Source organism: Streptomyces sp. NPDC002206 (genome assembly GCF_053593595.1).
The window spans coordinates 44,807-67,387 of sequence record NZ_JBSFCW010000029.1 but is presented as its reverse complement, the minus strand read 5'-3'; the positions used below and the strand labels follow the sequence as shown (position 1 = coordinate 67,387).

General features: G+C 69.7%; 21 protein-coding genes. 11 read left to right on the top strand and 10 right to left on the bottom strand.

Annotated features, from left to right (window positions below):
* Positions 1-7: 7 nt before the first annotated feature.
* Positions 8-1,711: a threonine/serine ThrE exporter family protein gene (locus ACWCP8_RS32995; protein WP_451119888.1), complete on the bottom strand. Its 1,704-nt coding sequence runs from the start codon at positions 1,709-1,711 to the stop codon at positions 8-10.
* A gap of 225 nt (positions 1,712-1,936) precedes the next feature.
* On the bottom strand, positions 1,937-2,431 hold the full coding sequence (locus ACWCP8_RS32990; protein WP_003968257.1) for an inorganic diphosphatase: 495 nt from the start codon (positions 2,429-2,431) through the stop codon (positions 1,937-1,939).
* An 86-nt stretch (positions 2,432-2,517) separates the two neighbouring features.
* On the opposite strand from ACWCP8_RS32990, the gene dacB reads away from it, so the two are divergent.
* The 6 genes from dacB (at position 2,518) to folE (ending at position 10,149) form a co-directional block, all read left to right on the top strand.
* Positions 2,518-4,023, top strand: coding sequence for a D-alanyl-D-alanine carboxypeptidase/D-alanyl-D-alanine endopeptidase (dacB, locus tag ACWCP8_RS32985; protein WP_451119886.1), 1,506 nt, complete (start codon positions 2,518-2,520; stop codon positions 4,021-4,023).
* Positions 4,024-4,072: 49 nt separating this feature from the next.
* The gene (locus ACWCP8_RS32980; protein WP_352268486.1) at positions 4,073-5,206 is read left to right on the top strand and encodes a zinc-dependent metalloprotease; all 1,134 of its coding nucleotides are present in this window, start codon (positions 4,073-4,075) and stop codon (positions 5,204-5,206) included.
* 198 nt (positions 5,207-5,404) lie between these two features.
* The gene (gene tilS / locus ACWCP8_RS32975; protein WP_451119884.1) at positions 5,405-6,505 is read left to right on the top strand and encodes a tRNA lysidine(34) synthetase TilS; all 1,101 of its coding nucleotides are present in this window, start codon (positions 5,405-5,407) and stop codon (positions 6,503-6,505) included.
* A gap of 99 nt (positions 6,506-6,604) precedes the next feature.
* A complete protein-coding gene (gene hpt, locus ACWCP8_RS32970) occupies positions 6,605-7,144 on the top strand; it encodes a hypoxanthine phosphoribosyltransferase (protein ID WP_030972308.1) in 540 nt (179 codons plus the stop codon).
* 228 nt (positions 7,145-7,372) lie between these two features.
* Positions 7,373-9,400 carry an ATP-dependent zinc metalloprotease FtsH gene (ftsH, locus tag ACWCP8_RS32965; protein ID WP_352268488.1) on the top strand — a complete coding sequence of 676 codons (2,028 nt, stop codon included), beginning with the start codon at positions 7,373-7,375 and terminating at the stop codon, positions 9,398-9,400.
* Between the two features lie 143 nt (positions 9,401-9,543).
* The gene (folE, locus tag ACWCP8_RS32960; RefSeq protein WP_093777878.1) at positions 9,544-10,149 is read left to right on the top strand and encodes a GTP cyclohydrolase I FolE; all 606 of its coding nucleotides are present in this window, start codon (positions 9,544-9,546) and stop codon (positions 10,147-10,149) included.
* A 62-nt stretch (positions 10,150-10,211) separates the two neighbouring features.
* Here the strand turns inward: folE and ACWCP8_RS32955 are convergent, their stop codons facing one another.
* From ACWCP8_RS32955 to ACWCP8_RS32930, 6 genes are all read right to left on the bottom strand, one after another.
* On the bottom strand, positions 10,212-10,694 hold the full coding sequence (locus ACWCP8_RS32955) for a DUF3180 domain-containing protein (RefSeq protein ID WP_352268491.1): 483 nt from the start codon (positions 10,692-10,694) through the stop codon (positions 10,212-10,214).
* A 92-nt stretch (positions 10,695-10,786) separates the two neighbouring features.
* Positions 10,787-11,398, bottom strand: coding sequence for a 2-amino-4-hydroxy-6-hydroxymethyldihydropteridine diphosphokinase (gene folK, locus ACWCP8_RS32950; protein ID WP_326604472.1), 612 nt, complete (start codon positions 11,396-11,398; stop codon positions 10,787-10,789).
* Positions 11,395-11,754, bottom strand: coding sequence for a dihydroneopterin aldolase (gene folB, locus ACWCP8_RS32945; protein WP_352268492.1), 360 nt, complete (start codon positions 11,752-11,754; stop codon positions 11,395-11,397). Before folB ends, folK begins: the two co-directional genes overlap by 4 nt.
* A gap of 192 nt (positions 11,755-11,946) precedes the next feature.
* Positions 11,947-12,432, bottom strand: a complete 486-nt coding sequence (locus tag ACWCP8_RS32940) for a nuclear transport factor 2 family protein (RefSeq protein WP_352268493.1) — start codon at positions 12,430-12,432, stop codon at positions 11,947-11,949.
* Positions 12,429-13,289: a dihydropteroate synthase gene (gene folP, locus ACWCP8_RS32935; RefSeq protein ID WP_451119880.1), complete on the bottom strand. Its 861-nt coding sequence runs from the start codon at positions 13,287-13,289 to the stop codon at positions 12,429-12,431. The genes ACWCP8_RS32940 and folP overlap by 4 nt, the downstream gene beginning before the upstream one ends.
* 30 nt (positions 13,290-13,319) lie before the next feature.
* The gene (locus tag ACWCP8_RS32930; protein WP_451119878.1) at positions 13,320-15,161 is read right to left on the bottom strand and encodes a phosphatidylglycerol lysyltransferase domain-containing protein; all 1,842 of its coding nucleotides are present in this window, start codon (positions 15,159-15,161) and stop codon (positions 13,320-13,322) included.
* A gap of 139 nt (positions 15,162-15,300) precedes the next feature.
* On the opposite strand from ACWCP8_RS32930, the gene ACWCP8_RS32925 reads away from it, so the two are divergent.
* Positions 15,301-16,422: an alpha/beta hydrolase gene (locus ACWCP8_RS32925; RefSeq protein WP_352268495.1), complete on the top strand. Its 1,122-nt coding sequence runs from the start codon at positions 15,301-15,303 to the stop codon at positions 16,420-16,422.
* 31 nt (positions 16,423-16,453) lie between these two features.
* Here the strand turns inward: ACWCP8_RS32925 and ACWCP8_RS32920 are convergent, their stop codons facing one another.
* On the bottom strand, positions 16,454-17,641 hold the full coding sequence (locus ACWCP8_RS32920; RefSeq protein WP_352268496.1) for an ABC transporter ATP-binding protein: 1,188 nt from the start codon (positions 17,639-17,641) through the stop codon (positions 16,454-16,456).
* A gap of 131 nt (positions 17,642-17,772) precedes the next feature.
* Here ACWCP8_RS32920 and ACWCP8_RS32915 point away from each other — a divergent pair, with 131 nt between their 5' ends.
* The 4 genes from ACWCP8_RS32915 to ACWCP8_RS32900 all read left to right on the top strand — a co-directional run bounded on the left by ACWCP8_RS32915 (position 17,773) and on the right by ACWCP8_RS32900 (position 21,330).
* Complete coding sequence (locus tag ACWCP8_RS32915) at positions 17,773-18,486, top strand: ABC transporter permease (RefSeq protein WP_451119875.1); 714 nt, start codon at positions 17,773-17,775, stop codon at positions 18,484-18,486.
* 3 nt (positions 18,487-18,489) lie between these two features.
* Entirely contained in the window at positions 18,490-19,164 is a 675-nt protein-coding gene (locus ACWCP8_RS32910) for an ABC transporter permease (RefSeq protein ID WP_352268499.1), read from the top strand.
* A 68-nt stretch (positions 19,165-19,232) separates the two neighbouring features.
* Positions 19,233-20,210, top strand: coding sequence for an ABC transporter substrate-binding protein (locus ACWCP8_RS32905; protein WP_451119872.1), 978 nt, complete (start codon positions 19,233-19,235; stop codon positions 20,208-20,210).
* Positions 20,211-20,316: 106 nt separating this feature from the next.
* Positions 20,317-21,330 carry a hypothetical protein gene (locus ACWCP8_RS32900; RefSeq protein ID WP_352268501.1) on the top strand — a complete coding sequence of 338 codons (1,014 nt, stop codon included), beginning with the start codon at positions 20,317-20,319 and terminating at the stop codon, positions 21,328-21,330.
* A gap of 62 nt (positions 21,331-21,392) precedes the next feature.
* On the opposite strand, the gene ACWCP8_RS32895 is transcribed toward ACWCP8_RS32900, so the two are convergent.
* Complete coding sequence (locus tag ACWCP8_RS32895) at positions 21,393-22,535, bottom strand: NADH-quinone oxidoreductase subunit D (RefSeq protein ID WP_352268502.1); 1,143 nt, start codon at positions 22,533-22,535, stop codon at positions 21,393-21,395.
* Positions 22,536-22,581: the final 46 nt, after the last annotated feature.

Sequence of the window (22,581 nt, the reverse complement as noted above, 5' to 3'; positions counted from 1 at the left end):
GAGGGCGTCAGAAGCCGCGCGTCCGCTTGGCCGCGCGGCGGTTCGCCCCGCCGACCGCTCCCGGCACCCGCATGAACAGCCGGGAGATCTCGCTCCCCAGATTCACCCCGATCGCGATGGCCAGCGCCGTCGCCACCGCGGTCGACAGCGAGGCGAGCCCCCGGTCCAGCTCGTTCTGCGCGACACCCAGCAGACCGAAGTACGTGGCCGAACCAGGCAGCAGCGGACCGATCGCCGCCGTGATGAACGGCAACGACGAGGTGTACCGGTACCGCGAGAACAGCTGCCCGAAGAGCCCCACCAGCCCCGCCGCCACCGCCGTCGCCGCCACCGGCGAGATACCGGCGGTCCGGGCCATCGCCCCGTAGATCACCCAGGCCACACCGCCGTTGAGGGTCACCGCGAGCACCGTGGACCGTTCCTGCTGAAGCAGGATCGCGAAGGCGAAACAGAGCGCCATCGACGCCAGGATCTGCACCACCGGACGGTCGTGGGCCACGAACCGTGCCTCCGGATTGAGCTGGGCGCCCAGCTGCACCCCCAGATACAGGACCAGCAGCACACCGGTGACGATGGCGATGAAGAAGTACATGACTTCGAGGAGCCGGGCCGCCGCGGTGATGTAGTAGCCGGTCAGGCCGTCCTGGACGCCCGCCACCAGAGCCCGCCCGGGCAGCAGGGCGAACAGCCCACCGGTGATGACGGCGGACGGCCGGATGTCCGTCGAGTGGGTCAGGGTCAGTGCGACCCCTATCGCGGCCGGAGGCATCGCCGCCACCACGAACTGGTAGAACTCCGGCATTCCGCGCCCCGCGAAGAGCCAGGCGAGCCGGTCGCCGAGCATCGCGCCGGCCGCCGCCACCACGAAGACCAGCGCGTTGCCGCCGACCAGCACCGACGCCGCACCGGCCAGCCCACCGCCGGCCAGCGTCAGCACCCAGCCGGGGTACGGATGCCGGTTGCGCCGGATCTCGGCGAGCCGCCGGTACGCCTCCTCCAGGGAGACCTCGACGTCCTCGGTGGTGATGTCGTCGACGAGCCGGAAGACCGCTGCCAGTCGGGTGTAGTCGGTGCCGCGGCGGCGTACGGTGCGGCTCGCCGTCACCGGATCGTCGACCAGCGACGGCTGGTGCGAGATCGAGAGCAGGGTGAAAGTCACCGTCGGCTCGCAGCGGTCGAGACCGTAACTGCGGGTCACCGCGAACATCGCGGCCTCGACGTCCTCCGCACCCTCGCCGCCCGCGAGCAGCAACTCCCCGATACGCAAGGTCAGGTCGAGCACGCGCGGCACCGCGGGCCCCGCTTCGTCCGGCTTCTGCACCGGCTCCGGCGCCGGCCGCTCGGCGACGGGCATCCGCAGCATCGTGCGCATCCGGTCCTGCCACGGGGCCTCCTTGGTCAGCTGGACCATCGGAATGCCGTGTGCCGGGGTGAAAGCGGGCGGCGACTGTTTGGCGCCGTGGGTGCGCGGCGGGGCGAACGCGGAACCGATCGTGTCCGAGCCGCTGCCCGAACCCGATCCGGATCCGGAAGCGGAACCTGCGCCAGGGGGCTCGGGCGTCAGACCGGCCGGAATGGCGAACTCCGAGGTGGGATGGTCGTCCTCCGACGGAGTCGCGGTCTTCCCCACCCCCTCCGGCGGGACGAAGGCGCTGCGCGCCTCGTCGGACTGGGGCTTCTGGTCCTCAGGACCGCCCTGTTCCGCCACCACTCGACCTCGCTCCTTCTTGGCTGCGCGTCTTCGGTTGCGCTTGTGCCCAGTATGGGCACGGACATGGGCGCACACGCGAAACGGGCGGCACACCGGTGAAGGGTGTGCCGCCCGTTCCTTGCGCGGAACCGCAAACGGACCTCGCGCCGGACCGTACGGACCGTGCGCAGGACCGCATACGGAATCGACGTCAAGCCTGTCCGACGGCTGCGGGGACCGCAGGCGTCAGTGCGCGCCGCCCTGCGCCTCAAGGCGCTTGTAGGAGGCCTCGATCTCGGCCTCCGCCTCGGCGCGGCCGACCCAGTCGGCGCCCTCGACGGACTTGCCGGGCTCCAGGTCCTTGTAGACCTCGAAGAAGTGCTGGATCTCCAGGCGGTCGAACTCCGACACGTGGTGGATGTCGCGCAGGTGCTCCACCCGGGGGTCGGAGGCCGGGACGCACAGCAGCTTGTCGTCGCCGCCGGCCTCGTCCGTCATGCGGAACATGCCGATGGCGCGGCACTTGATGAGGCAGCCGGGGAAGGTCGGCTCGTCCAGGATGACCAGCGCGTCCAGCGGGTCGCCGTCCTCGCCGAGGGTGTTCTCGACGAAACCGTAGTCCGCCGGGTAGCTGGTCGAGGTGAAGAGTCGACGGTCCAGGCGGATCCGACCGGTCTCGTGGTCCACCTCGTACTTGTTCCGCGAACCCTTCGGGATCTCGATGGTGACGTCGAACTCCACGGGTGGCTCCTCCATGATCAACACATACGACTGGTGATTAAGTGTCCCCCACGGAGATGTGTGCTCGCGAAAGGGGCTGGTCAACGGTGGCCGAGCCGGTGAAAAGACCGTCGATCAATCCGTTGAAAGCGTTCCGCGGGCCGACCGGAGCGGCCCGCCTGAACAAGTTGCACGGACTGAGCAACTGGCAGTTCACGGCAGCCTCCGCCGTCCTCGGCCTGGCGCTCGCAGCCGGCGCCGTCCTCGCCGCCGGTCCCTGGGACTCGGGTCAGCGTAAGGCCGAGCAGGAGTGGGCGGTCGCCAGGAGCCGTACAGGTGGTGTACATCACGAGGCCGCCGCACCGTCCGGACCGGCCCCGGCCCCCAGTGCCCCGGCGGTCCTCGCGGGTCTGAGCACCGGGGTCGACAAGTCCGCCCCGGACGCCCCGGACGCCCCGGACGGAGCAACGGCCGACCTCCGGGACACCCTCACCCCGTTGCTGAACGCCTCCGCGCTCGGCACGGTCCGTACCGCCGTCGTCATCGACACCGCCACCGGCAAGCGGCTGTACGGGCAGGGCGCCGACACAGCCATGACGCCCGCCTCCACCATCAAGATCGCCACCGCCGTCGCCGCGCTCTCCGCCCTCGGCCCCGGACACCGCATCGCGACGACGGTCCAGGCGGCCCCGGACTCCCGCGGCCTCACCCTCGTCGGCGGTGGCGACCCCACCCTCGACAAGGCGGCGCTGCGCGAGCTGGCCGCGGACACCGTGCACGCGCTGCGCGACCGCGGCATCGACACCGTCCGGCTCGCGTACGACACGTCCCGGTACTCCGGACCCGCACTGCACCCGATCGGCCCCAACGAGAACATCGCCCCGGTCAGCGCCCTGATGGTGGACGAGGGGCGGCTCGACGGTACGGACCGCGGACCCGCCCCGCGCAGTGGCGACCCGGCCGGTGACGCCGCCCGCGCCTTCGCCGGTCTGCTGAACGACGCGGGCATCGACACCGGGCCCGGCCCGGTGTCCGGCCGCCCGGCCGCCAAGTCGCGGCCCGTCGCCAAGCACCTCTCCGCCCCGCTGTCCGCCCTTGTCGAACGAGCCCTGACCAACAGCGACAACGACATCGCTGAGGCGCTGGCCCGGCAGGCCGCCCTGGCCACGGGCGAACCTGCCGACTTCGCCGCCGGCCGACGGGCCGTCACCGCGCAGCTGAAGAAGCTGCATCTGCCGCTGAACGGCGCAACGTTCGCCGACGGCAGCGGACTGAACCGGCAGGACAAGGTCACCGCCGGGCTGCTGGCCGGGCTGCTGGCCCGCGCCGCCGACCCGGACCATCCCGAACTGCGCCCCGTCCTCACCGGTCTCCCGGTGGCCGGCTTCAGCGGCACCCTCAGCAAGCGGTACACCGAGACATCGCGCGGCACCGGCCTGATCCGCGCCAAGACCGGCACCCTCACCGGGGTGAACACCCTCGCCGGGACCGTCGTCGACGGGCAGGGGCGACTGCTCGCCTTCGCCTTCCTGGCATCCGGTACGACCTCGCCGTCCGAGGCCCAGTCCGCGCTCGACGCCCTTGCCGCGAGCCTCGCCGCCCGCACCCGGTGAGCCGGTCAAGAGCTCACCGCGGAGCGACCCGAGCACGTACGGTTGACGCATGACGAGCATCGGTGGTGCCGAGATGGTCGACTGGAATCTGGCGGTTGCGACCGCGACCCGGCTTGTACGGCCGGGCCCCGACATCAGCCGCGAGGAGGCCCGCGAAGTCGTCGCGGAGCTCCGCCGGCATGCCAAGTCCGCGGAGGAGCACGTCCGCTCCTTCACGCGGATGATCCCCGAGGGGACCGAACCGGAGGACACCCCGGTCCTGGTCGTCGACCGGGCCGGCTGGATCAGGGCGAACGTCGCGGGCTTCCGCGAACTGCTCCGCCCCCTCCTGGAGAAGATGCAGGACCGGCGCGGCAACAGCCCGGGCGGCGCCGTACTCGGCGCGGTCGGCGGCAAGGTCACCGGTGTCGAACTGGGCATGCTGCTGTCGTTCCTGGCCTCCCGGGTGCTCGGCCAGTACGAGACGTTCGCCCCGGCCGGCCGCGACCTCCCGGCCTCGGCCAACGGCGGCGGCAGGCTGCTGCTCGTCGCCCCGAACATCGTCCACGTCGAGCGTGAACTGGAGGTCGACCCGCACGACTTCCGGCTCTGGGTCGCACTCCACGAGGAGACCCACCGCACCCAGTTCACCGGTGTGCCGTGGCTCCGCGACCACCTGCAGGGCGAGATCCAGTCGTTCCTCGACGAGACCGACGTCGACCCGATGACCGTGCTGGAACGGCTCCGCGAGGCCGCCCAGTCGCTCGCCGGCGGCCGGCCCGAGGGCGAGGAGGGCGAGGACGGCGGCCGCAGCCTCGTCGAGATCGTCCAGACCCCTGCCCAGCGCGAGATCCTCGGCCGGCTCACCGCCGTGATGTCCCTGCTCGAAGGGCACGCCGACTATGTGATGGACGGCGTCGGCCCCGAGGTCGTGACCTCCGTCGGTGAGATCCGGGAGAAGTTCCAGCAGCGCCGGGCGCGCGGCGCCTCGCGGCTCGACCAGGCGCTGCGCAAGCTCCTCGGCCTCGACGCCAAACTGCGTCAGTACCGGGACGGCGAACGGTTCGTACGCGCCGTGGTCGACGAGGTCGGTATGGACGGCTTCAACCGGGTCTGGACGTCCCCGAACACCCTCCCCACCAAGGCCGAGATCGCCGCCCCGGCCGACTGGATCGCGAGGGTGCACCGTAAGGCAGAGTCGTGATCATGAGGCGGCCGACGGGGGAAGACAACAGAAGTACGCGCCGGTAATCACCCATCCGAGGGACCGTAGGGGCATGGAATGGCGTGCAATGCTCGATGGACGGCTCGGCTCTGTCACCATCGACGCACTCTGAGTGACGGCACTCGTCCGTGTCGACGCTTCGAAGCACCCCTTAAAACTTCACGAAGGGCACCGGACATGGGTCCCCATCCTGCGGTCGCGGCGATACGCCTGGCGGTTCGCCGCGTACTCCACGACGTACTCAACGAATTCGCCGAACGCACCGATCACATCGCACATAGCGCACATAGCGAGCGCGCCTCGCGCCCCGAGTTCGCCGAAGCCGGCACGGGCAGGTGCGGCGCCGCACTTCCCGAACGGCCCGACACCCCGCTGGTGCTGGTCGCCTGTTCCGGCGGTGCCGACTCCATGGCGCTCGCCTCCGCCCTCGCCTTCGAGGCCCGCAAGCTGGCCGTCCGGGCCGGCGGCATCACCGTCGACCACAACCTCCAGGACGGGTCCGACGTCCGCGCCGCCGAGGTCGTCGCCCGGCTCAGGGATATGCACCTCGACCCGGTCGAGGCCGTCGCCGTGCACGTCGGCAGCGAGGGCGGTCCCGAGGCCGCCGCCCGCGACGCCCGCTACGCCGCACTGGACGCGGCGGCCGAGCGGCACGGCGCCGCCGCCGTGCTGCTCGGCCACACCCGCGACGACCAGGCGGAGACGGTCCTGCTCGGCCTCGCCCGCGGCTCCGGTATCCGCTCGCTCTCCGGCATGGCCGCCGCATCCGGTCCGGCCGGCCGCTACCGGCGCCCCTTCCTCCAGCTCGACCGGCAGACCGCCCGCAAGGCCTGCCTCGTCCAGTCCCTGCCTGTCTGGGACGACCCGCACAACATCGACCCCGCCTACACCCGCTCCCGGCTGCGTCACGAGGGCCTGCCCGCCCTGGAGAAGGCCCTCGGCAAAGGCGTCGTCGGGGCCCTGGCCCGTACCGCGCAGCTCTCCCGCGACGACGCCGACGCCCTGGACACCTGGGCCGCCGAGGCCGACTCCGCCGTACGCGACGACGCCGGGCAGCTGGAGTGCGCCAAGCTGTACGCGCTGCCGCCCGCCGTCCGCCGCCGGGTGCTGCGCCGTGCGGCCGTGGAGGCGGGTGCTCCGGCCGGTTCGCTGTTCGCCCGGCACATCGAAGAAGTCGACCGGCTGATCACCGGCTGGCGCGGCCAGCAGGCCATCAACCTCCCCGGCCGAGTCGAAGCCCGGCGCCAGGGTGGCAGACTGGTGATTCGGCAGAGCTGACGCACAAGCGGCTGACATGCAGGCGAGCGGCCGCGCAGGTCGGGGACACCACTCCGGACCGGGCAGGCAGAGAAAGAGACGCGGGTGAACGAGAAGGACATGGGTACCGACCTTCAGGCGGTGCTCCTCACCAAGGAAGAGATCGACGCAAAGCTCGTCGAGCTGGCCGCGAAGATCGACGCGGAGTACGCGGGCAAGGACCTGCTCATCGTCGGCGTCCTCAAGGGCGCAGTGATGGTGATGGCGGACCTGGCGCGCGCGCTGTCCACCCCCGTCACCATGGACTGGATGGCTGTCTCGTCGTACGGCGCGGGCACCCAGTCGTCCGGTGTCGTCCGGATCCTCAAGGACCTGGACACCGACATCAAGGGCAAGCACGTCCTGATCGTCGAGGACATCATCGACTCGGGCCTGACGCTTTCCTGGCTGATGTCGAACCTGGGCTCGCGTGAGCCCGCCAGCCTGGAGATCTGCACCCTGCTGCGCAAGCCGGACGCGGCGAAGGTCGCGCTCGACTGCAAGTGGGTCGGCTTCGACATCCCCAACGAGTTCGTCGTCGGTTACGGCCTGGACTATGCGGAGAAGTACCGCAACCTGCCCTTCGTCGGGACGCTCGCCCCGCACGTCTACGGCGGCTGACCGGCCGCAACCCCTCCTTCCCGGGCCCGCATCCGACGCGGGCGGGCTGTCGGGGAACGCTTGACCGCCGCCCGGCGTTGAAGGCTTCGAAGGCACGTTTGACAGACGTCCCCGGCGGTCACGGGTGACAATGCTGGGGTACCGTCCGAAGAACAGTCTTTTCTCACAGCAGCATTCAGCAGCATTTACCTACGGGCAGGAGGGACGGGGCGACTTCGCTCCGTATGGATGGACGTGAAGCGATACTTCCGTGGGCCGGTCATGTGGATCGTGCTGGCCGTCCTCGCCGTGGTCGTGCTGATGCAGGTCGTCGGCTCGTCGGGCGGCTACAAGACGGTGGACACCGGCAAGGTGATCCAGGCGATCAGCAAGGACCAGGTGGAGCAGGCCAAGCTGACCACCGGTGACGAACAGATCCTCAAGATTGAGCTGAAGGACGGCCAGAAACTCCCGGGCGAGTCCGGCAACAAGTTCCAGGCGAGCTACATCGGTGACCAGGGTGTCCAGCTTGCCGACACACTGCAGAAGAAGTTCGAGAGCGGTGACATCGAGAAGGGTTACACCGTCTCGCCGTCGAAGCAGTCGCCGTTCCTCTCGATCCTTCTCTCGCTGCTGCCTTTCGTCCTGATCGTGGTCGTCTTCCTGTTCCTGATGAATCAGATGCAGGGTGGCGGCTCCAAGGTCATGCAGTTCGGCAAGTCCAAGGCCAAGCTGATCACCAAGGACACCCCGAAGACGACGTTCGCCGATGTGGCGGGGTCCGACGAGGCGGTCGAGGAACTCCACGAGATCAAGGAGTTCCTCCAGGAGCCGGCGAAGTTCCAGGCCGTCGGGGCCAAGATCCCCAAGGGCGTCCTGCTGTACGGGCCTCCCGGTACGGGCAAGACGCTGCTCGCACGCGCCGTCGCGGGCGAGGCGGGCGTCCCGTTCTACTCGATCTCCGGTTCCGACTTCGTCGAGATGTTCGTCGGTGTCGGTGCCTCCCGGGTCCGTGACCTGTTCGAGCAGGCCAAGGCGAACGCCCCGGCGATCGTCTTCGTCGACGAGATCGACGCCGTCGGCCGGCACCGCGGTGCGGGTCTCGGCGGTGGTCACGACGAGCGTGAGCAGACCCTGAACCAGCTGCTCGTCGAGATGGACGGATTCGATGTGAAGGGCGGCGTCATCCTGATCGCCGCCACGAACCGGCCGGACATCCTCGACCCGGCGCTGCTGCGTCCGGGCCGCTTCGACCGGCAGATCGCGGTCGACCGGCCGGACATGCAGGGCCGTCTCGAGATCCTCAAGGTGCACCAGAAGGGCAAGCCGGTCGCCCCGGACGTCGATCTCGGCGCCGTGGCCCGTCGTACGCCCGGCTTCACCGGTGCCGACCTGTCGAACGTGCTGAACGAAGCGGCGCTCCTCACGGCGCGCAGCAACCTGAAGCTGATCGACAACGAAATGCTGGACGAGGCGATCGACCGCGTCGTGGCCGGTCCGCAGAAGCGGACCCGGATCATGTCCGACAAGGAGAAGAAGATCACCGCGTACCACGAGGGCGGACACGCCCTGGTCGCGGCGGCTTCGCCGAACTCGGACCCGGTGCACAAGATCACGATCCTCTCCCGCGGCCGCGCCCTCGGTTACACGATGGTGCTGCCCGAGGAGGACAAGTACTCCACGACGCGCAATGAGATGCTCGACCAGCTTGCCTACATGCTGGGCGGGCGCGCGGCCGAGGAGCTGGTCTTCCACGACCCGACCACCGGTGCTGCGAACGACATCGAGAAGGCCAGTGCCACGGCCCGCGCGATGGTCACGCAGTACGGCATGACGGAGCGGCTCGGCGCGATCAAGTTCGGCGGCGACAACACCGAGCCTTTCCTGGGCCGGGAGATGGGCCACCAGCGCGACTACTCGGAAGAGGTCGCGGCGCTCGTCGACGAAGAGGTCAAGAAGCTCATCGAGACCGCGCACAACGAGGCCTGGGAGATCCTCGTCGAGAACCGCGACGTTCTCGACAACCTGGTCCTCCAGCTGCTGGAGAAGGAGACCCTCGGCAAGGAGCAGATCGCCGAGATCTTCGCCGGAATCGTGAAGCGTCCGGCCCGCCCGGCGTGGACCGGCTCCGCACGGCGTACACCGTCGACGCGGCCTCCGGTGCTCTCGCCGAAGGAGCTCGCTCTCACCAACGGCGTCACCACGGCCAACGGGTCGACGCCGACGGACACCGCCCCGGCCGCCGAGGCGATCCCGGAGGAGCGTCCGGAGAGCTAGTACGGACCCGGTGTGGCCCCCGTCACGGGGGTCCACCGACCCGGAATGGATGCCGTGCCCCCCAGGTTTTAGCCTGTGGGGCACGGCTTTTTGGTATGCCCGCGCGATGCGGCGCAGGTGACAGCTGAAGGAACGAGGCACAGATGACCGACCCGGTAACGCTGGACGGCCAGGGTTCGATCGGTGAGTTCGACGAGAAGCGGGCCGAAGCCGCGGTGCGTGAGCTTCTCATCGCCGTCGGGGAGGACCCGGACCGGGAGGGGCTGCGGGAGACGCCGGGACGGGTGGCGCGGGCGTACAAGGAGATATTCGCGGGCCTGCACCAGGCGCCCGAGGACGTCCTGACGACCACGTTCGACCTCGGTCACGACGAGATGGTGCTGGTCAAGGACATTGAGGTGTTCTCGACCTGTGAGCACCACCTGGTGCCGTTCCGGGGGGTCGCGCACGTCGGGTACATCCCGGCGACCACCGGAAAGATCACCGGTCTGTCGAAGCTGGCCCGGCTGGTCGACGTCTACGCCCGGCGCCCGCAGGTCCAGGAGCGGCTCACCACGCAGATCGCCGACTCGCTGATGAGGATCCTGGAGCCGCGCGGAGCCATCGTCGTGGTCGAGTGCGAGCACATGTGCATGTCGATGCGCGGGATCCGCAAGCCGGGCGCGAAGACGCTGACGTCGGCGGTACGCGGCCAGCTCCGTGACCCCGCGACGCGCGCGGAGGCGATGAGCCTGATCATGGCGCGCTGAGGGCCGATTGCCCTGCCGATGCTGCCGTGGCTGGTGCCGGTGTGCCGGACGGGCACGGCGCGTCAGGCGGAAGCGGCGCTCTTGTCGTCGTCCTTGTCGTCCGGGAGCTTGCAGACGCGCTCCAGGAACAGGGCGGCGGCAACCACCCCGATGCCTGCCAGCACCGCGAAGCCGGCGTAGATCGCCTGGTCGCGGCGGGCAGGGACGTCGAGCGAGCCGAGCAGGAAGACCCCCACACCGCCGTACAGGCCGGCGACCAGTGAGACGACCAGGGCGCTGGCCTGGCCGAACACCACGGCGCGGGCCGCCATCAGCGGCTCGACGCCCTTCGCGCCCGGGCGGCGCTCACGCTGGGCGCGCAGCCGGGAGCGGATGGAGAGCGCCGTCGCGAGCAGGATGACGGCGATCACCGCGAGCACGACGGGTGCGGCAAGAGGCACGCTCGGCAGGGTGTCGAGCGAGTCCCAGAGGCGGGCACCGCCCCAGGACAGCACGCCTGCCGCGACGAAGATTCCGGCCAGTACCCCGAGCCGTAGTTGCCTCACCGCGAGAGCCGCCCTTCGCCGCCGGTCGACCGACCGTCGGTCTCTGTGTCCGTCTGTTCTGTGCCGTTGCCGGCCTGCCCTGAGCCTAACGACTACTCGGGCAGGCGGAGTTCCAGATCGGGCCGGGGCTGTATGCCCTCGCGTCCGACGCCGTTGAGCAGGTCGGCGACCGGGCCGCGGCCGGGCAGCTGGGCCTCGGGGTCGATGTCGTGCCACGGGGCGAGGACGAAGGCGCGCTCATGGGCCCGGGGGTGGGGGAGGGTGAGGACCGGGTCGTCGGAGACGACGTCCGCGTACGCCACGATGTCGACGTCGATGGTGCGCGGGCCCCAGCGCTCCTCACGGACCCGCTCGAAGGCCTCCTCGATGGCCTGGCCGCGCTCCAGGAGGGAAGACGGGGGAAGCGTCGTCTTCACGACGATCACCGCGTTGAAGTACGACGGCTGGGAGCCGGGCGCGACGCCCCAGGGCTCCGTCTCGTACACCGGGGAGACCGCCTTGACCCGGAGGCCGGGGGTGTCCTCCAGCGCGTCGATGGCGCCCTGCAGGGTCTCCAGCCGGTTGCCGAGGTTGGAGCCGAGGGAGAGCACGGCTCGTTTGGGGTTCGAGAGAGTGATGTCCGCGGCGTCCACCTGCTCGACCACGGAGGCGGGAACCGGCTGTACGGTCGGGTCGCTCTGCCCCTCGGTAGAAAATGCAGTCATGCTCGGCTCCGGGTGATGGTGATGGTCACATCGTCGAACGGAACGGTGATCGGCGCATCCGGCTTGTGGACGACGACCTCCACCTCCTCGACACCTTCGTGCCCCAGGCACTTCTGGGCGATGCGTTCCGCAAGTGTTTCGATCAGATCGACGGGGTCTCCCTGCACGATTTCGACGACTTCCTCCGCGACCACGCCGTAGTGCACGGTCTTCGTCAGGTCGTCGGTGGCTGCCGCGGGACGGGTGTCGAGGCTGAGGACCAGGTCCACGATGAAGGTCTGGCCCTCTTCCCGCTCCCGCGGAAAGACACCATGGTTCCCACGGGCCCTGAGGCCGCGCAGCGCGACACGATCCACGCGAATCACTCCTGCTGTCGTTGGTCGTAGAGGCCCGGGGCCGCGTGCGGGCGGCGAGGTGCCCTCATTCGAATCTACCTGCGAGCACCGACAGTGCTCGCCCGCGGGGCTATGGACAAGGCCGTGCTGGGCTGGTAGCCGCCTCCCCCTACCCGCGGTCCCGGATTCCATTCCCTTCGGAGGCATACCCGCTCAGGAGGGCGTGTCCTCCTCCTCGTCGTCGTCATCGGAGTCGGCCAGCACCGGCGAGCCGTGGTGGGACCACAGCTTCCAGCCGTCCGTGGTGCGGCGGAACACATTGGTGGCCACGACGAGTTGGCCGACCAGCGGCCCGAGCTCGCCGCCGTCCTCCGCCGGCCCGCCGCTGAGGATGTTCTCGGTGCAGGTCACCAGGGCCGTGTCACCGGTCATCGAGACCCCGACATCGGTCAGGAAGAACTGGATGTACTCGGTGTTCGCCATGATCAGCGCATAGCTGCGCAGCACCTCGCCGCGGCCGCTGAGTACCGGCCAGCCGGGGTGGACGCAGGAGACGGTGAGGTCCTCGCCGGGCAGCCAGAGCCCGGAGAGCTCGTCGAGATCGCCGCGTTCCATCGCCTCGTAGAAGGCGGTGTTGGCCTGCTCGACCGCTGCGATGTCGGCGGCGGCCTCTGCCTGGTCGTCGTGGCGCTCGCTCACGCGGCTCCCTCGACGGCGCGGGCGACCCGTACGGCGTCGGCGGTGGCCCGGACCTCGTGGACCCTGACCGCCCAGGCGCCCGCCTGGGCGGACAGGGCGGAGATCGCGGCGGTGGCCGCGTCGCGTTCGCGGGCGGGCGGCGGGGCGGCGCCCTCGCGGGCCAGCACGTGGCCGAGGAACCGCTTGCGGGAGGCGGCGACCAGCAGCGGACGGCCGAGGGCGCGCAGCTCGTCGAGGTGGGCGACGAGGGCGAGGTCGTGGGCGGCGTCCTTGGCGAAGCCCAGGCCCGGGTCGACCACGATCCGTTCGGGGGCGACACCGCCCGTGACCACGGCGTCCATCCGCATCCGCAGCTCCGTGACGACCTCGGCGACGACGTCCTCGTACACGGCGCGGCTGTTCATGGACTCGCTGAAGCCGCGCCAGTGCATGACGACGAACGGCGTGCCGGACGCGGCGACGACCGGGATCATGTCCGGGTCGGCGAGCCCGCCGCTCACATCGTTGACCAGGGTCGCACCGGCGGCGACGGCCTGTTCGGCGACGCGGGCCCGCATGGTGTCCACGGAGATCGTGACGCCTTCCCGGGCCAGCTCCCGGACGACCGGGACCACGCGCCGCAGCTCCTCGGACTCGTCCACCCGGCTGGCGCCGGGGCGGGTCGACTCGCCGCCGACATCGACCAGGTCGGCGCCCTCGGCGACCAGGTCGAGGCCGTGCTTGATCGCAGCCGCGGTGTCGAACCAGCGGCCCCCGTCGGAGAAGGAGTCCGGGGTCACATTGACGACGCCCATGACCGCACAGCGGTCCCACTCCGGCAGGCCTTGGACCGTGCCTCGTCCACGCAACGTACTCATGCGACCAGCGTAGGCCCGTACCGAGCAGTGTTATGCCGTGCGGGCACCGTGCTCCTGGCCGGTGACCGGTGCGTGGGCGCAGGGGAGGGGCCGGGCGGACGCGAAGCGGCGGGCGAACGGACGGGGCATGCCGACGTTGACGAAGCCCTCGGCCTGCATTGCGGCGAACGAGATCCGGGGCAGGTCGCGGCTGGTGCGGTAGACGACGAAGCGGGGCTCCCAGCGGGGACAGAACTTGGCGTTGAACTTGTACAGCGACTCGATCTGGAACCAGCGCGACAGGAAGATCAGCAGGCCGCGCCAGCCCCGGAGCACCGGGCCCGCACCCAGTCGCTCGCCGCGGGCGAGCGCCGAGCGGAACATCGCGAAGTTCAGCGAGATGCGCTCGATGCCGAGCCGGGGTGCGTCCTGGAGGGAGGCGACGATCAGCAGCTCGTTCATACCGGGGTCGGCGGAGCGGTCGCGGCGCATGAGCTCCAGGGACATGCCGTCCGTACCCCACGGGACGAAGTGGATCACGGCCTTCAGGTCGCCGTACGGGGAGTCGGCGGTGCGCTCGTCGGCCTTGTGGGCGGTGGCGATGACGCAGTCGCCGTCGGCCGGGTCGCCGATCCGGCCGAGCGCCATGGAGAAACCGCGCTCGGTGTCCGTGCCGCGCCAGTCGGCGGCGGCCCGCCGGATGCGGGCCAGTTCGGTCTCCCCGATGTCGCGGACGCGGCGGACGCGGGTCTCGTAACCGGCCCGCTCAATGCGCTTCACCATCTGGCGCACGTTGCGCATCGCGCGACCGGCGAGCGAGAAATCCGCGACATCCACCACCGCCTCGTCGCCGAGCTCCAGCGCGTCGAGCCCGGTCTCGCGGGTCCAGACCTCGCCGCCGGTCTCGCTGCAGCCCATCACCGCGGGTGTCCAGGAGTGTGCCTTGGCCTCGTCCATGAACCGCTCGATGGCGCCCGGCCAGGCCTCCACGTCGCCGATCGGGTCGCCGCTGGCCAGCATCACGCCGGACACGACGCGGTAGCAGACGGCGGCCTTGCCGCTGGGGGAGAAGACGACGCCCTTGTCGCGGCGGAGTGCGAAGTGGCCGAGCGAGTCGCGGCCGCCGTGCTTGTCGAGGAGGGCGCGCAGCCGGACCTCGTCCTCCTCGGTGAGCCGGGCGGCCGGATGTTCGGGGCGGAACGCGAGGTAGATGGTGGTGACGGCGGTCAGCAGACCGAGTGCGCCGAGCGAGTACGCCACGGTCCAGGTGGTCACCCCGGCGTACTCGACGGGGCCCTCGAAGCCGAACATTCCGTACAGGACGTGCTGGAGCCGGTCGGCGATGGAGGGGTTCCCGACGACCCGGCCGGGGTGGACGGAGACGATGACCAGCCCCAGACCGAGCGAACCCGCCCCGAGGAGAACGAAGTTGGCCAGTGCCCTCCAACGGCTCCGCGGGTCGGGGAGTGCGGTGAATTCATTCCGGTGGCGGACCAGCAGGTAGCACAGCGCCAGTGAGACGACGGTGCCGATGACCGAGTGGCGGTAGGCGAACTGCGCTGCCGCACCGGCCGGCAGGAGGGCCACGGCGGCGCGCCAGGCCCGCCGCTTGCGCCGCTTGAGGCCGTGTGCGAGGAGCAGCAGCAGCACTCCCGCGCTCAGCGACAGTGCGGCGGCGAAGGGGCCGAGGGCTCCGGGGAGCACTTCGGCGAGCGTGTGCATCCGGCTGTGCCTGAAGCGCGGGAACACGCCTGCGGCGACGTCGATCAGGCCGACGAACGTGCAGGCGGTGCCGACGAGCGCCGGAACGGCCTCCGGGCGCGGTCCGCGTACGAGCTTGCGTACAGCACGCGGAACCAAACCCGATTTATCCCTATCTAGCGTGATAGACATCGCTTCCCGTGGCTCCGCGAGAGATTCTTGAGTCCGTCGGCCGAAGCGCCCCGGACGATGTGCGACCTCTAGGACGAGGCTTCCGGGCAGCGGGTTCACCCGCATCCCGGAAATTTCCTGACAAGAAAGCTCACCCATTATGGGGCTCACCAGTAAGGCTGTTCTGGCCCTGGCCATCGGGCTGGCTGTCGTCCTGTTCGCCGCCACGGTCTGTCTTTGGCCGCGGCTCGCCCGCCGCAGTGTGTCCGCGGTGTTCGGCCGGGTCGGCCTGTTGCTGGCCACCCAGGTGATGGTCTTCGCCTCGGTTGGCCTGCTGGCAAACAACTCGTTTCAGTTCTACGGCTCCTGGGCCGACTTTTTCGGCCGGCAGCAGGAACTGGGCGTGGTGGCGGACGGTGCCACCGGGGCGTTGGCATCGAAGAACATCGTCCGGATCGGGATGGAGCGGCCCGATGTCCCGGGCGAATCGCGGACCACGGCCGTCGGTCGGATCGACAAGGTGGTCGTCGCGGGACGGCGGTCGGGAATCGAGAGCTCGGCGTATGTGTATCTGCCGCCGGAGTACTTCCAGTCCGAGTACGCCCGCCGGACGTTCCCTGCGATCATCGTCCTCACCGGCTACCCGGGTACCTCGGAGAACCTCCTGAAGGGTCTTCAGTACCCGCGGACAGCACTCGATCGGGTGAGAGCCGGCCGGGCGCAGCCGGTGATTCTGGTGATGCTGAGGCCGACGGTCGCGCCGCCGAGGGACACCGAGTGCGTGAACATAAAGGGTGGCCCCCAGACCGAGACGTTCCTCGCGAAGGACCTGCCGCAGGCGGTCTCGGACGCCTACCGGATCGGGAAGCGGGCGCGGAACTGGGGCATCATCGGCAACTCGACCGGTGGCTACTGCGCGCTGAAGATCGGCCTGCACCACCCGGACAGGTTCTCGGCCAGCGCAGGTCTGTCCGCGTACTACAGGGCGGCCGAGGACCCGACGACCGGTGATCTCTTCCACGGGAGCCGACAGGCCCGTGAGCGCGCCGACCTGCTGTGGAGCCTGGACCATCTGCCGCAGCCCGACTCGTCCTTCCTGGTGACCACGTCGCGGCACGGCGAGGGGAACTACTGGGGTACGCGGCACTTCATGGCGAAGGTGAAGGCGCCCGCGCAGGTGTCGTCGATCGTGCTGGACAGTGGCGGGCACAACTTCAACACGTGGCGGCGGGAGATCCCTTCGGTGCTGGAGTGGATGAGCAGCCGGCTGAGTGAGAACTGAGCGTTCGTCGCCGGCTCGGCGAGTGCCGGTCTCAGCGAGTGCCGGTCCTGGCAACGGTCGCCACGGTTTCCACAGCCACCTCGGCGCGGGGCACGTCCTGGGCGTCCGCGTCGATCGAGCGGCGCAGCGCTTCATGGAGGCGAGCCGGGGTGAGCACCCCGAGGAACCGGCCGGTGCTCTCCTTGTCGATGACCGCTATCCAGCCCGCGTCGTGCTGGAGCATGGTGGCGAACGCCTGCTTGAGCGGCGCGCCGACGGGGAGCCAGGCCTCCATGCGGCGGGCGTGTTCACGGACCGTGCCCTTGGCCTCGGTGGGGGCGGTGCCCGCCGGGATCCAGCCGTGCAGCTTGTCGTCGCGGTCCAGGACGACGGCCCAGCGCGCCCCTTCCGCGCGCAGCCGCTCGGTCGCCCGGGAGAGCGGGTCGTCCAGATGCACGACGGGAGGCTGGTCGAGGTCGCTCTCCTCGATGGGGGTGACGGAGAGCCGCTTGAGACCGCGGTCCGCGCCGACGAAGTCCGCGACGTACGGGGTGGCAGGTGCGCCGAGTACGGTTGCCGGGGAGTCGAACTGCTCGATGGAGCCCTGCCCGTAGACGGCGATCCGGTCGCCGAGCCGGACGGCTTCCTCGATGTCGTGGGTGACGAAAAGCACGGTTTTGCGGACCTGCGCCTGGAGCCTGAGGAATTCGTTCTGCAGACGTTCACGGACGACCGGGTCGACCGCGCCGAAAGGTTCATCCATCAGCAGTACCGGCGGATCCGCGGCCAGTGCCCTTGCCACTCCGACGCGTTGGCGCTGACCGCCGGAGAGCTGGTCCGGATATCGGTCACCGTAAACGGAGGGATCGAGCCCCACGAGGTCGAGGAGTTCGGAGGCGCGCTCCCGGCCCTTTCCCCGTTTCCAGCCCAGGAGATGGGGAACGGTCGCCGTGTTTTCCAGCACCGTCTTGTGCGGGAAGAGACCGACCTGCTGGATCACATAGCCGATACGGCGGCGCAGTCGGACGGGGTCGATGGCGGATATGTCGTCCCCGTCGAGGAATATCCGGCCCTCGGTCGGTTCGATCAACCGGTTCACCATCTTCATGGTGGTGGTCTTGCCGCAGCCCGACGGCCCCACGAGCGTGACCAGTTCACCCTCGGCCACGTCGAAGGAGAGATCGTCGACGGCGGTCGTGCCGTCCGCGTACCGCTTGGTGACGTGCTCGAATCGGATCATGGTTCCCCATTGTGGCGCGTGTTCTGTGAAGGACATGTTGCTGGAATACAACGGCCGCGGCGATTGTCAGTGGTCGAGGATAGGGTCGCCAGACATCGGTCCGACACGGCAAACGGGAGGTGGGGGGACGGATGGCCGGACAGAACTGCCTGGTGGCGAACGACTGGATCTGCGGGGAGTATCTCCGTTCCCGCAGCCAGGAGTTGACCGATGCGACCGTCCAGCACATCTGGATCACCGCGGTATCGGTGGTGATCGGACTCCTGGTGGCATTTCCGCTGGCGCTGCTCGCGCGCCGCAGCCGGCGGCTGGCGGGACCGGTGCTCGGACTGACGACGGTGCTCTACACCGTGCCTTCGCTGGCGATGTTCTCGCTGCTGCTGCCGCTGTTCGGACTTTCCGCCGCGCTGGTCGTCACCGGCCTTGTGCTGTATTCGCTGACCATTCTCGTACGGAACATCCTGGCCGGGCTCGAAGCGGTGCCGCAGGAGGCGAAGGAAGCCGCGAAGGGGATGGGGTACGGGCCGGGGAGACTGTTGTGGGAGGTCGAACTCCCGCTGGCGCTGCCCGCGTTGATGGCAGGGGTCAGGATCGCCACGGTCTCCACGATCGCACTGACGACCGTCGGCTCGATCGTCGGCAGAGGCGGCCTCGGCAACCTCATCGAGGATGCCCTGCCGAGCTTCTTCAAGGCGCAGGTGCTCACCGCATCGGTGCTCTGCGTCCTGCTCGCGGTGGTCGCCGACCTGCTGCTGCTCGGGGTGCAGCGGCTGTTGACGCCCTGGACCCGGATACCGAGGACCCGTGACGCCGTGGGCACGGGCGCTACGGCAGGGGCGGTCTGACGCATGGGAGTTCTCGGAGAGGCCTGGACCTGGCTGACCACCGGCGCCAACTGGTCGGGAGAGAGCGGGGCGGGCCACCGGCTCGGCGAGCATCTGTACGTCAGCGGGGTGTCGCTCGCGCTGGCCTGTGTGATCGCGCTGCCGTTGGCCCTGTATCTGGGGCACATCGGGAAGGGGGGTGCGCTGGCCGTCAACATCTCCAATGTGGGGCGGGCGATCCCGGTCTTCGCGGTGCTGGCCCTGTTCATGGTGTCGCCGCTGCGCAACGCCGGATATGTGCCGACGATCATCGCGCTGGTGCTGTTCGCCGTGCCGCCGCTGCTGACCAACGCCTATGTCGGGATGACGGAGGTGGACCGGTCGGTGGCGGAGGCGGCGCGGGGCATGGGGATGTCCGGTGGCCAGCTCTTCGTACGGGTCGAGCTCCCCCTGGCCTATCCGATGATCATGACCGGCCTGCGCTCGGCGGCGGTCCAGGTCGTCGCCACGGCCACGATCGCCGCGATGGTCGGACAGGGCGGTCTCGGCCGGATCATCACCGCCGGATTCAACACGTACAACACACCGCAGGTGGTCGCGGGCGCGCTGCTCGTCGCCGTGCTCGCCCTGCTCGTCGAGGCGGTGCTGGTGGGGCTGGACCGGGCCCTGTCGCCGCTCCGCCGCCGACGGACCGCCTGATCAGCTGATCCCATTCATGTGCCCAACGCACCTCGCAAACAGCCCTGTTGCTGTGGACGGAGAACAACATGAGCAAGACCTCGCGCATAGCGGGCGCGGTCATCGGCATGGTCGTGCTGGCCGGCTCGCTCGCAGCCTGCGGCGGCGACAGCCTGGAGAAGGACAAGGGCGGTTCCGCCGCGTCCGGTGATTCCGGGAAGAAGGGCTCGCTCGTCGTCGGTGCCGCCGCCTTCACCGAGTCCAAGGTGGTCGCGGAGCTGTACGCGCAGATTCTCGGCGACGCCGGATACAGCACCTCGGTCACCACGGTGAAGAACCGGGAACTGTACGAGCCGTCGCTGGAGAAGGGCGAGATCGACGTTGTACCGGAATACGCCGCGACGATCGCCGAATTCCTCAACGCCAAGGTGAACGGGGCGAAGGCGGCCGAGGAGAAGCCGGTTGCCTCCGGGGATGCGGCGGCCACCGTCGCCGCGCTGGAGAAGCTCGCCACCCCGCGAGGACTGAAGGTGCTTCCGGCCGGTGACGCCGTCGACCAGAACGCCTTCGCGGTGACCAAGGAATTCGCCGACAAGAACAAGCTGAAGACTCTTTCGGACCTCGGCGCTTCCAAGCTGAAGGTGAAGATCGCGGCGGGTGACGAGTGCGAGGTGCGGCCGTTCTGCGCACCGGGTCTGAAGAAGACGTACGGCATTGATGTCACCGGTATCGACCCCAAGGGAGTCGGTACCCCGCAGGCCAAGCAGGCCGTGAAGGACGGCAAGGACCAGCTGGTCCTCACCACCACCACGGACGCGGTGCTGGACAGCTACGACCTGGTGTTCCTGGACGACGACAAGAACCTCCAGAACGCGGACAACGTCCTTCCGGTTCTCAATGCCAAGGACGCCGGCGCGCCGGACATTGCCGATGCGCTCGGCAAGCTCACCAAGGTGCTCACCACGGAGGACCTCGCGGAACTGAACCGCAAGGTCGACGCCGAGCGCGCCAAGCCCGCCGATGTGGCCAAGGACTATCTGCAGTCGAAAGGCCTGATCGAGAAGTAGCAGATGACGACTTAGGGGGCCGCCGGTAAGCCCGTCAGGTAACTGCCGGGGAACAGATTGCCGGGCGGCCTCCCAAGTGACCCCTACGCACGGTAAATTTCAGGCCATGCCACGTGGACGTCATCGCCATTCGCCACCTCTGCACAGAATCCTTCCTCCTTCGGTCGTCGCCGGAGCGGCAGTCGTCTGTGCGGCGGGTGCCTGGCTTCTCGCCGAACCCCTCGTCCTGCGCGCACTGGTCGCCGCCGCGGCGGCCACCGCCGTCACCGGGGCGTATCTGATGCGCGCCTGGGACCGGGAAGCGGGCCGCCGCGTCGCGGATCTGACGCGCGCCCGTGCCAGCGACGAATGGAAGACCGAGGAGCGCATAGCGGAGCTCGAGGCCGACCTCGACGAGTCGCGGACGCTGCGCGTCCGGCTCGAGACGAAGCTTCGCCGCAAGCGCGTGGAGCTCGCCGGTCTGCGCGGTGAGCACGCCGCACTGCTGCGCCGGTACGCCAACGCCGAGACCGAGCGGGCCAGCGCGCTGGAGGGCCGCAGGCAGCTCGCGATCGAAGCGGCCGCCACGCCCCGGGAGCTGCCCGCCGCCCGTTCCACGCCGACGCCGGCCGCGTATCTGCGCGCCGCCCAGGCCCTGCAGGACCTCAGCCGCAACGCCGCGCTCCAGGAGGCCCGCCGCACGGCCGAGCAGGCCAGGAAGCGCGACCTGGAGGAGCGCGCCAGGGAGGCCGAGGAGCCGCAGGGGAAGCATGCGGCGACCGCGGCGCCGGGCACCGAACAGCGCCGCCCGCAGGCCGCCCTGCCCCCGGCCCGCCGCCCGTCGACGGTGCTCCCGGCGCCGCGCACGGTCCCGGCCGCCAGCGCGGTCGTTCCGTACGCCGGGTCCCGCCGTCATCCGGTGCCGCAGGGCAGCTTCGACTTCTTCGGTACGCAGAAGTCGCACGCCGCGATCGAGTCCGTGCAGAACGAGGACCTCGCGGACGTGGTCGGCGAGGAGGCGCTCGCCGCGCACCGCACGGGCACGGCCGAGAACCGCACCGTCGGCAAGGTCATCGACCTGACGGCGCACGACGAGACCGAACAGCTGGACGTCGCCGGACTGCGCAGCGCGATCTCGTAGCGGGCCGACGGATCCCGTAGCGGGGTCGGCGACAGCGGTCCCGGGGCCCTGGCGGCTACCGGCTACTTGTCGATGTCGCCGACCACGAAGAACAGCGAGCCCAGGATCGCCACCATGTCGGCGACGAGCGTCCCCGGCAGCAGCTCGGTGAGCGCCTGGATGTTGTTGTACGAGGCGGAGCGGAGCTTCAGCCGGTACGGGGTCTTCTCGCCCTTGGACACCAGGTAGTAGCCGTTGATGCCGAGGGGGTTCTCGGTCCAGGCGTAGGTGTGGCCCTCGGGGGCCTTGAGCACCTTGGGGAGCCGCTGGTTGATCGGACCGGGCGCCAGGTCGGCCATCCGGTCCAGGCAGGCGTCCGCCAGCTCCAGCGCGTTGTGGGTCTGTTCCAGCAGGCATTCGAACCGGGCCAGGCAGTCGCCCTCGGTGCGGGTGACGACCTCGAGGGTGTCCTGCAGCTCCCCGTACGCGAGATACGGCTCGTCGCGCCGCAGATCGAAGTCGACCCCGGAGGCGCGGGCGATCGGACCGGACACCCCGTACGCGTGCACGGTCTCGGCGGACAACACACCGACACCCCGGGTTCGGCCCCGGAAGATCTCGTTGCCGAGCACCAGCCTGTCGTACACGTCCATCCGCGAGCGGACCGACGCGATGGCGTCCCGCGCGCGGCCCAGCCAGCCCGCCGGGAGGTCCTCCTTGAGACCGCCGACCCGGTTGAACATGTAGTGCATCCGGCCGCCGGAGACCTCCTCCATCACGGCCTGGAGCTCCTCGCGCTCCCGGAAGGCGTAGAACACCGGGGTGATACCGCCCAGTTCGAGCGGGTACGAACCGAGGAACATCAGATGGTTCAGCACCCGGTTCAGCTCGGCGAGCAGGGTCCGCGTCCAGACCGCTCGCTCCGGGACCTCCATGCCGAGCATCCGCTCGACGGCCATCACGACGCCCAGCTCGTTGGAGAACGCCGACAGCCAGTCGTGGCGGTTGGCGAGCATCACGATCTGCCGGTAGTCGCGGGCCTCGAAGAGCTTCTCCGCGCCGCGGTGCATATAGCCGATGACCGGCTCGGCGTGCTGGATCCGCTCGCCGTCGAGGACGATCCGCAGACGGAGCACGCCGTGGGTCGAGGGGTGCTGGGGCCCGATGTTGAGCACCATGTCGGTGCTCTCCGCAGCGCCGCCGATGCCGACTGTCGTCTCCGTCATACGGCCAGTATTCCCTGAGTGCCGGGGGCGGTGCGGGGTGGGGCGC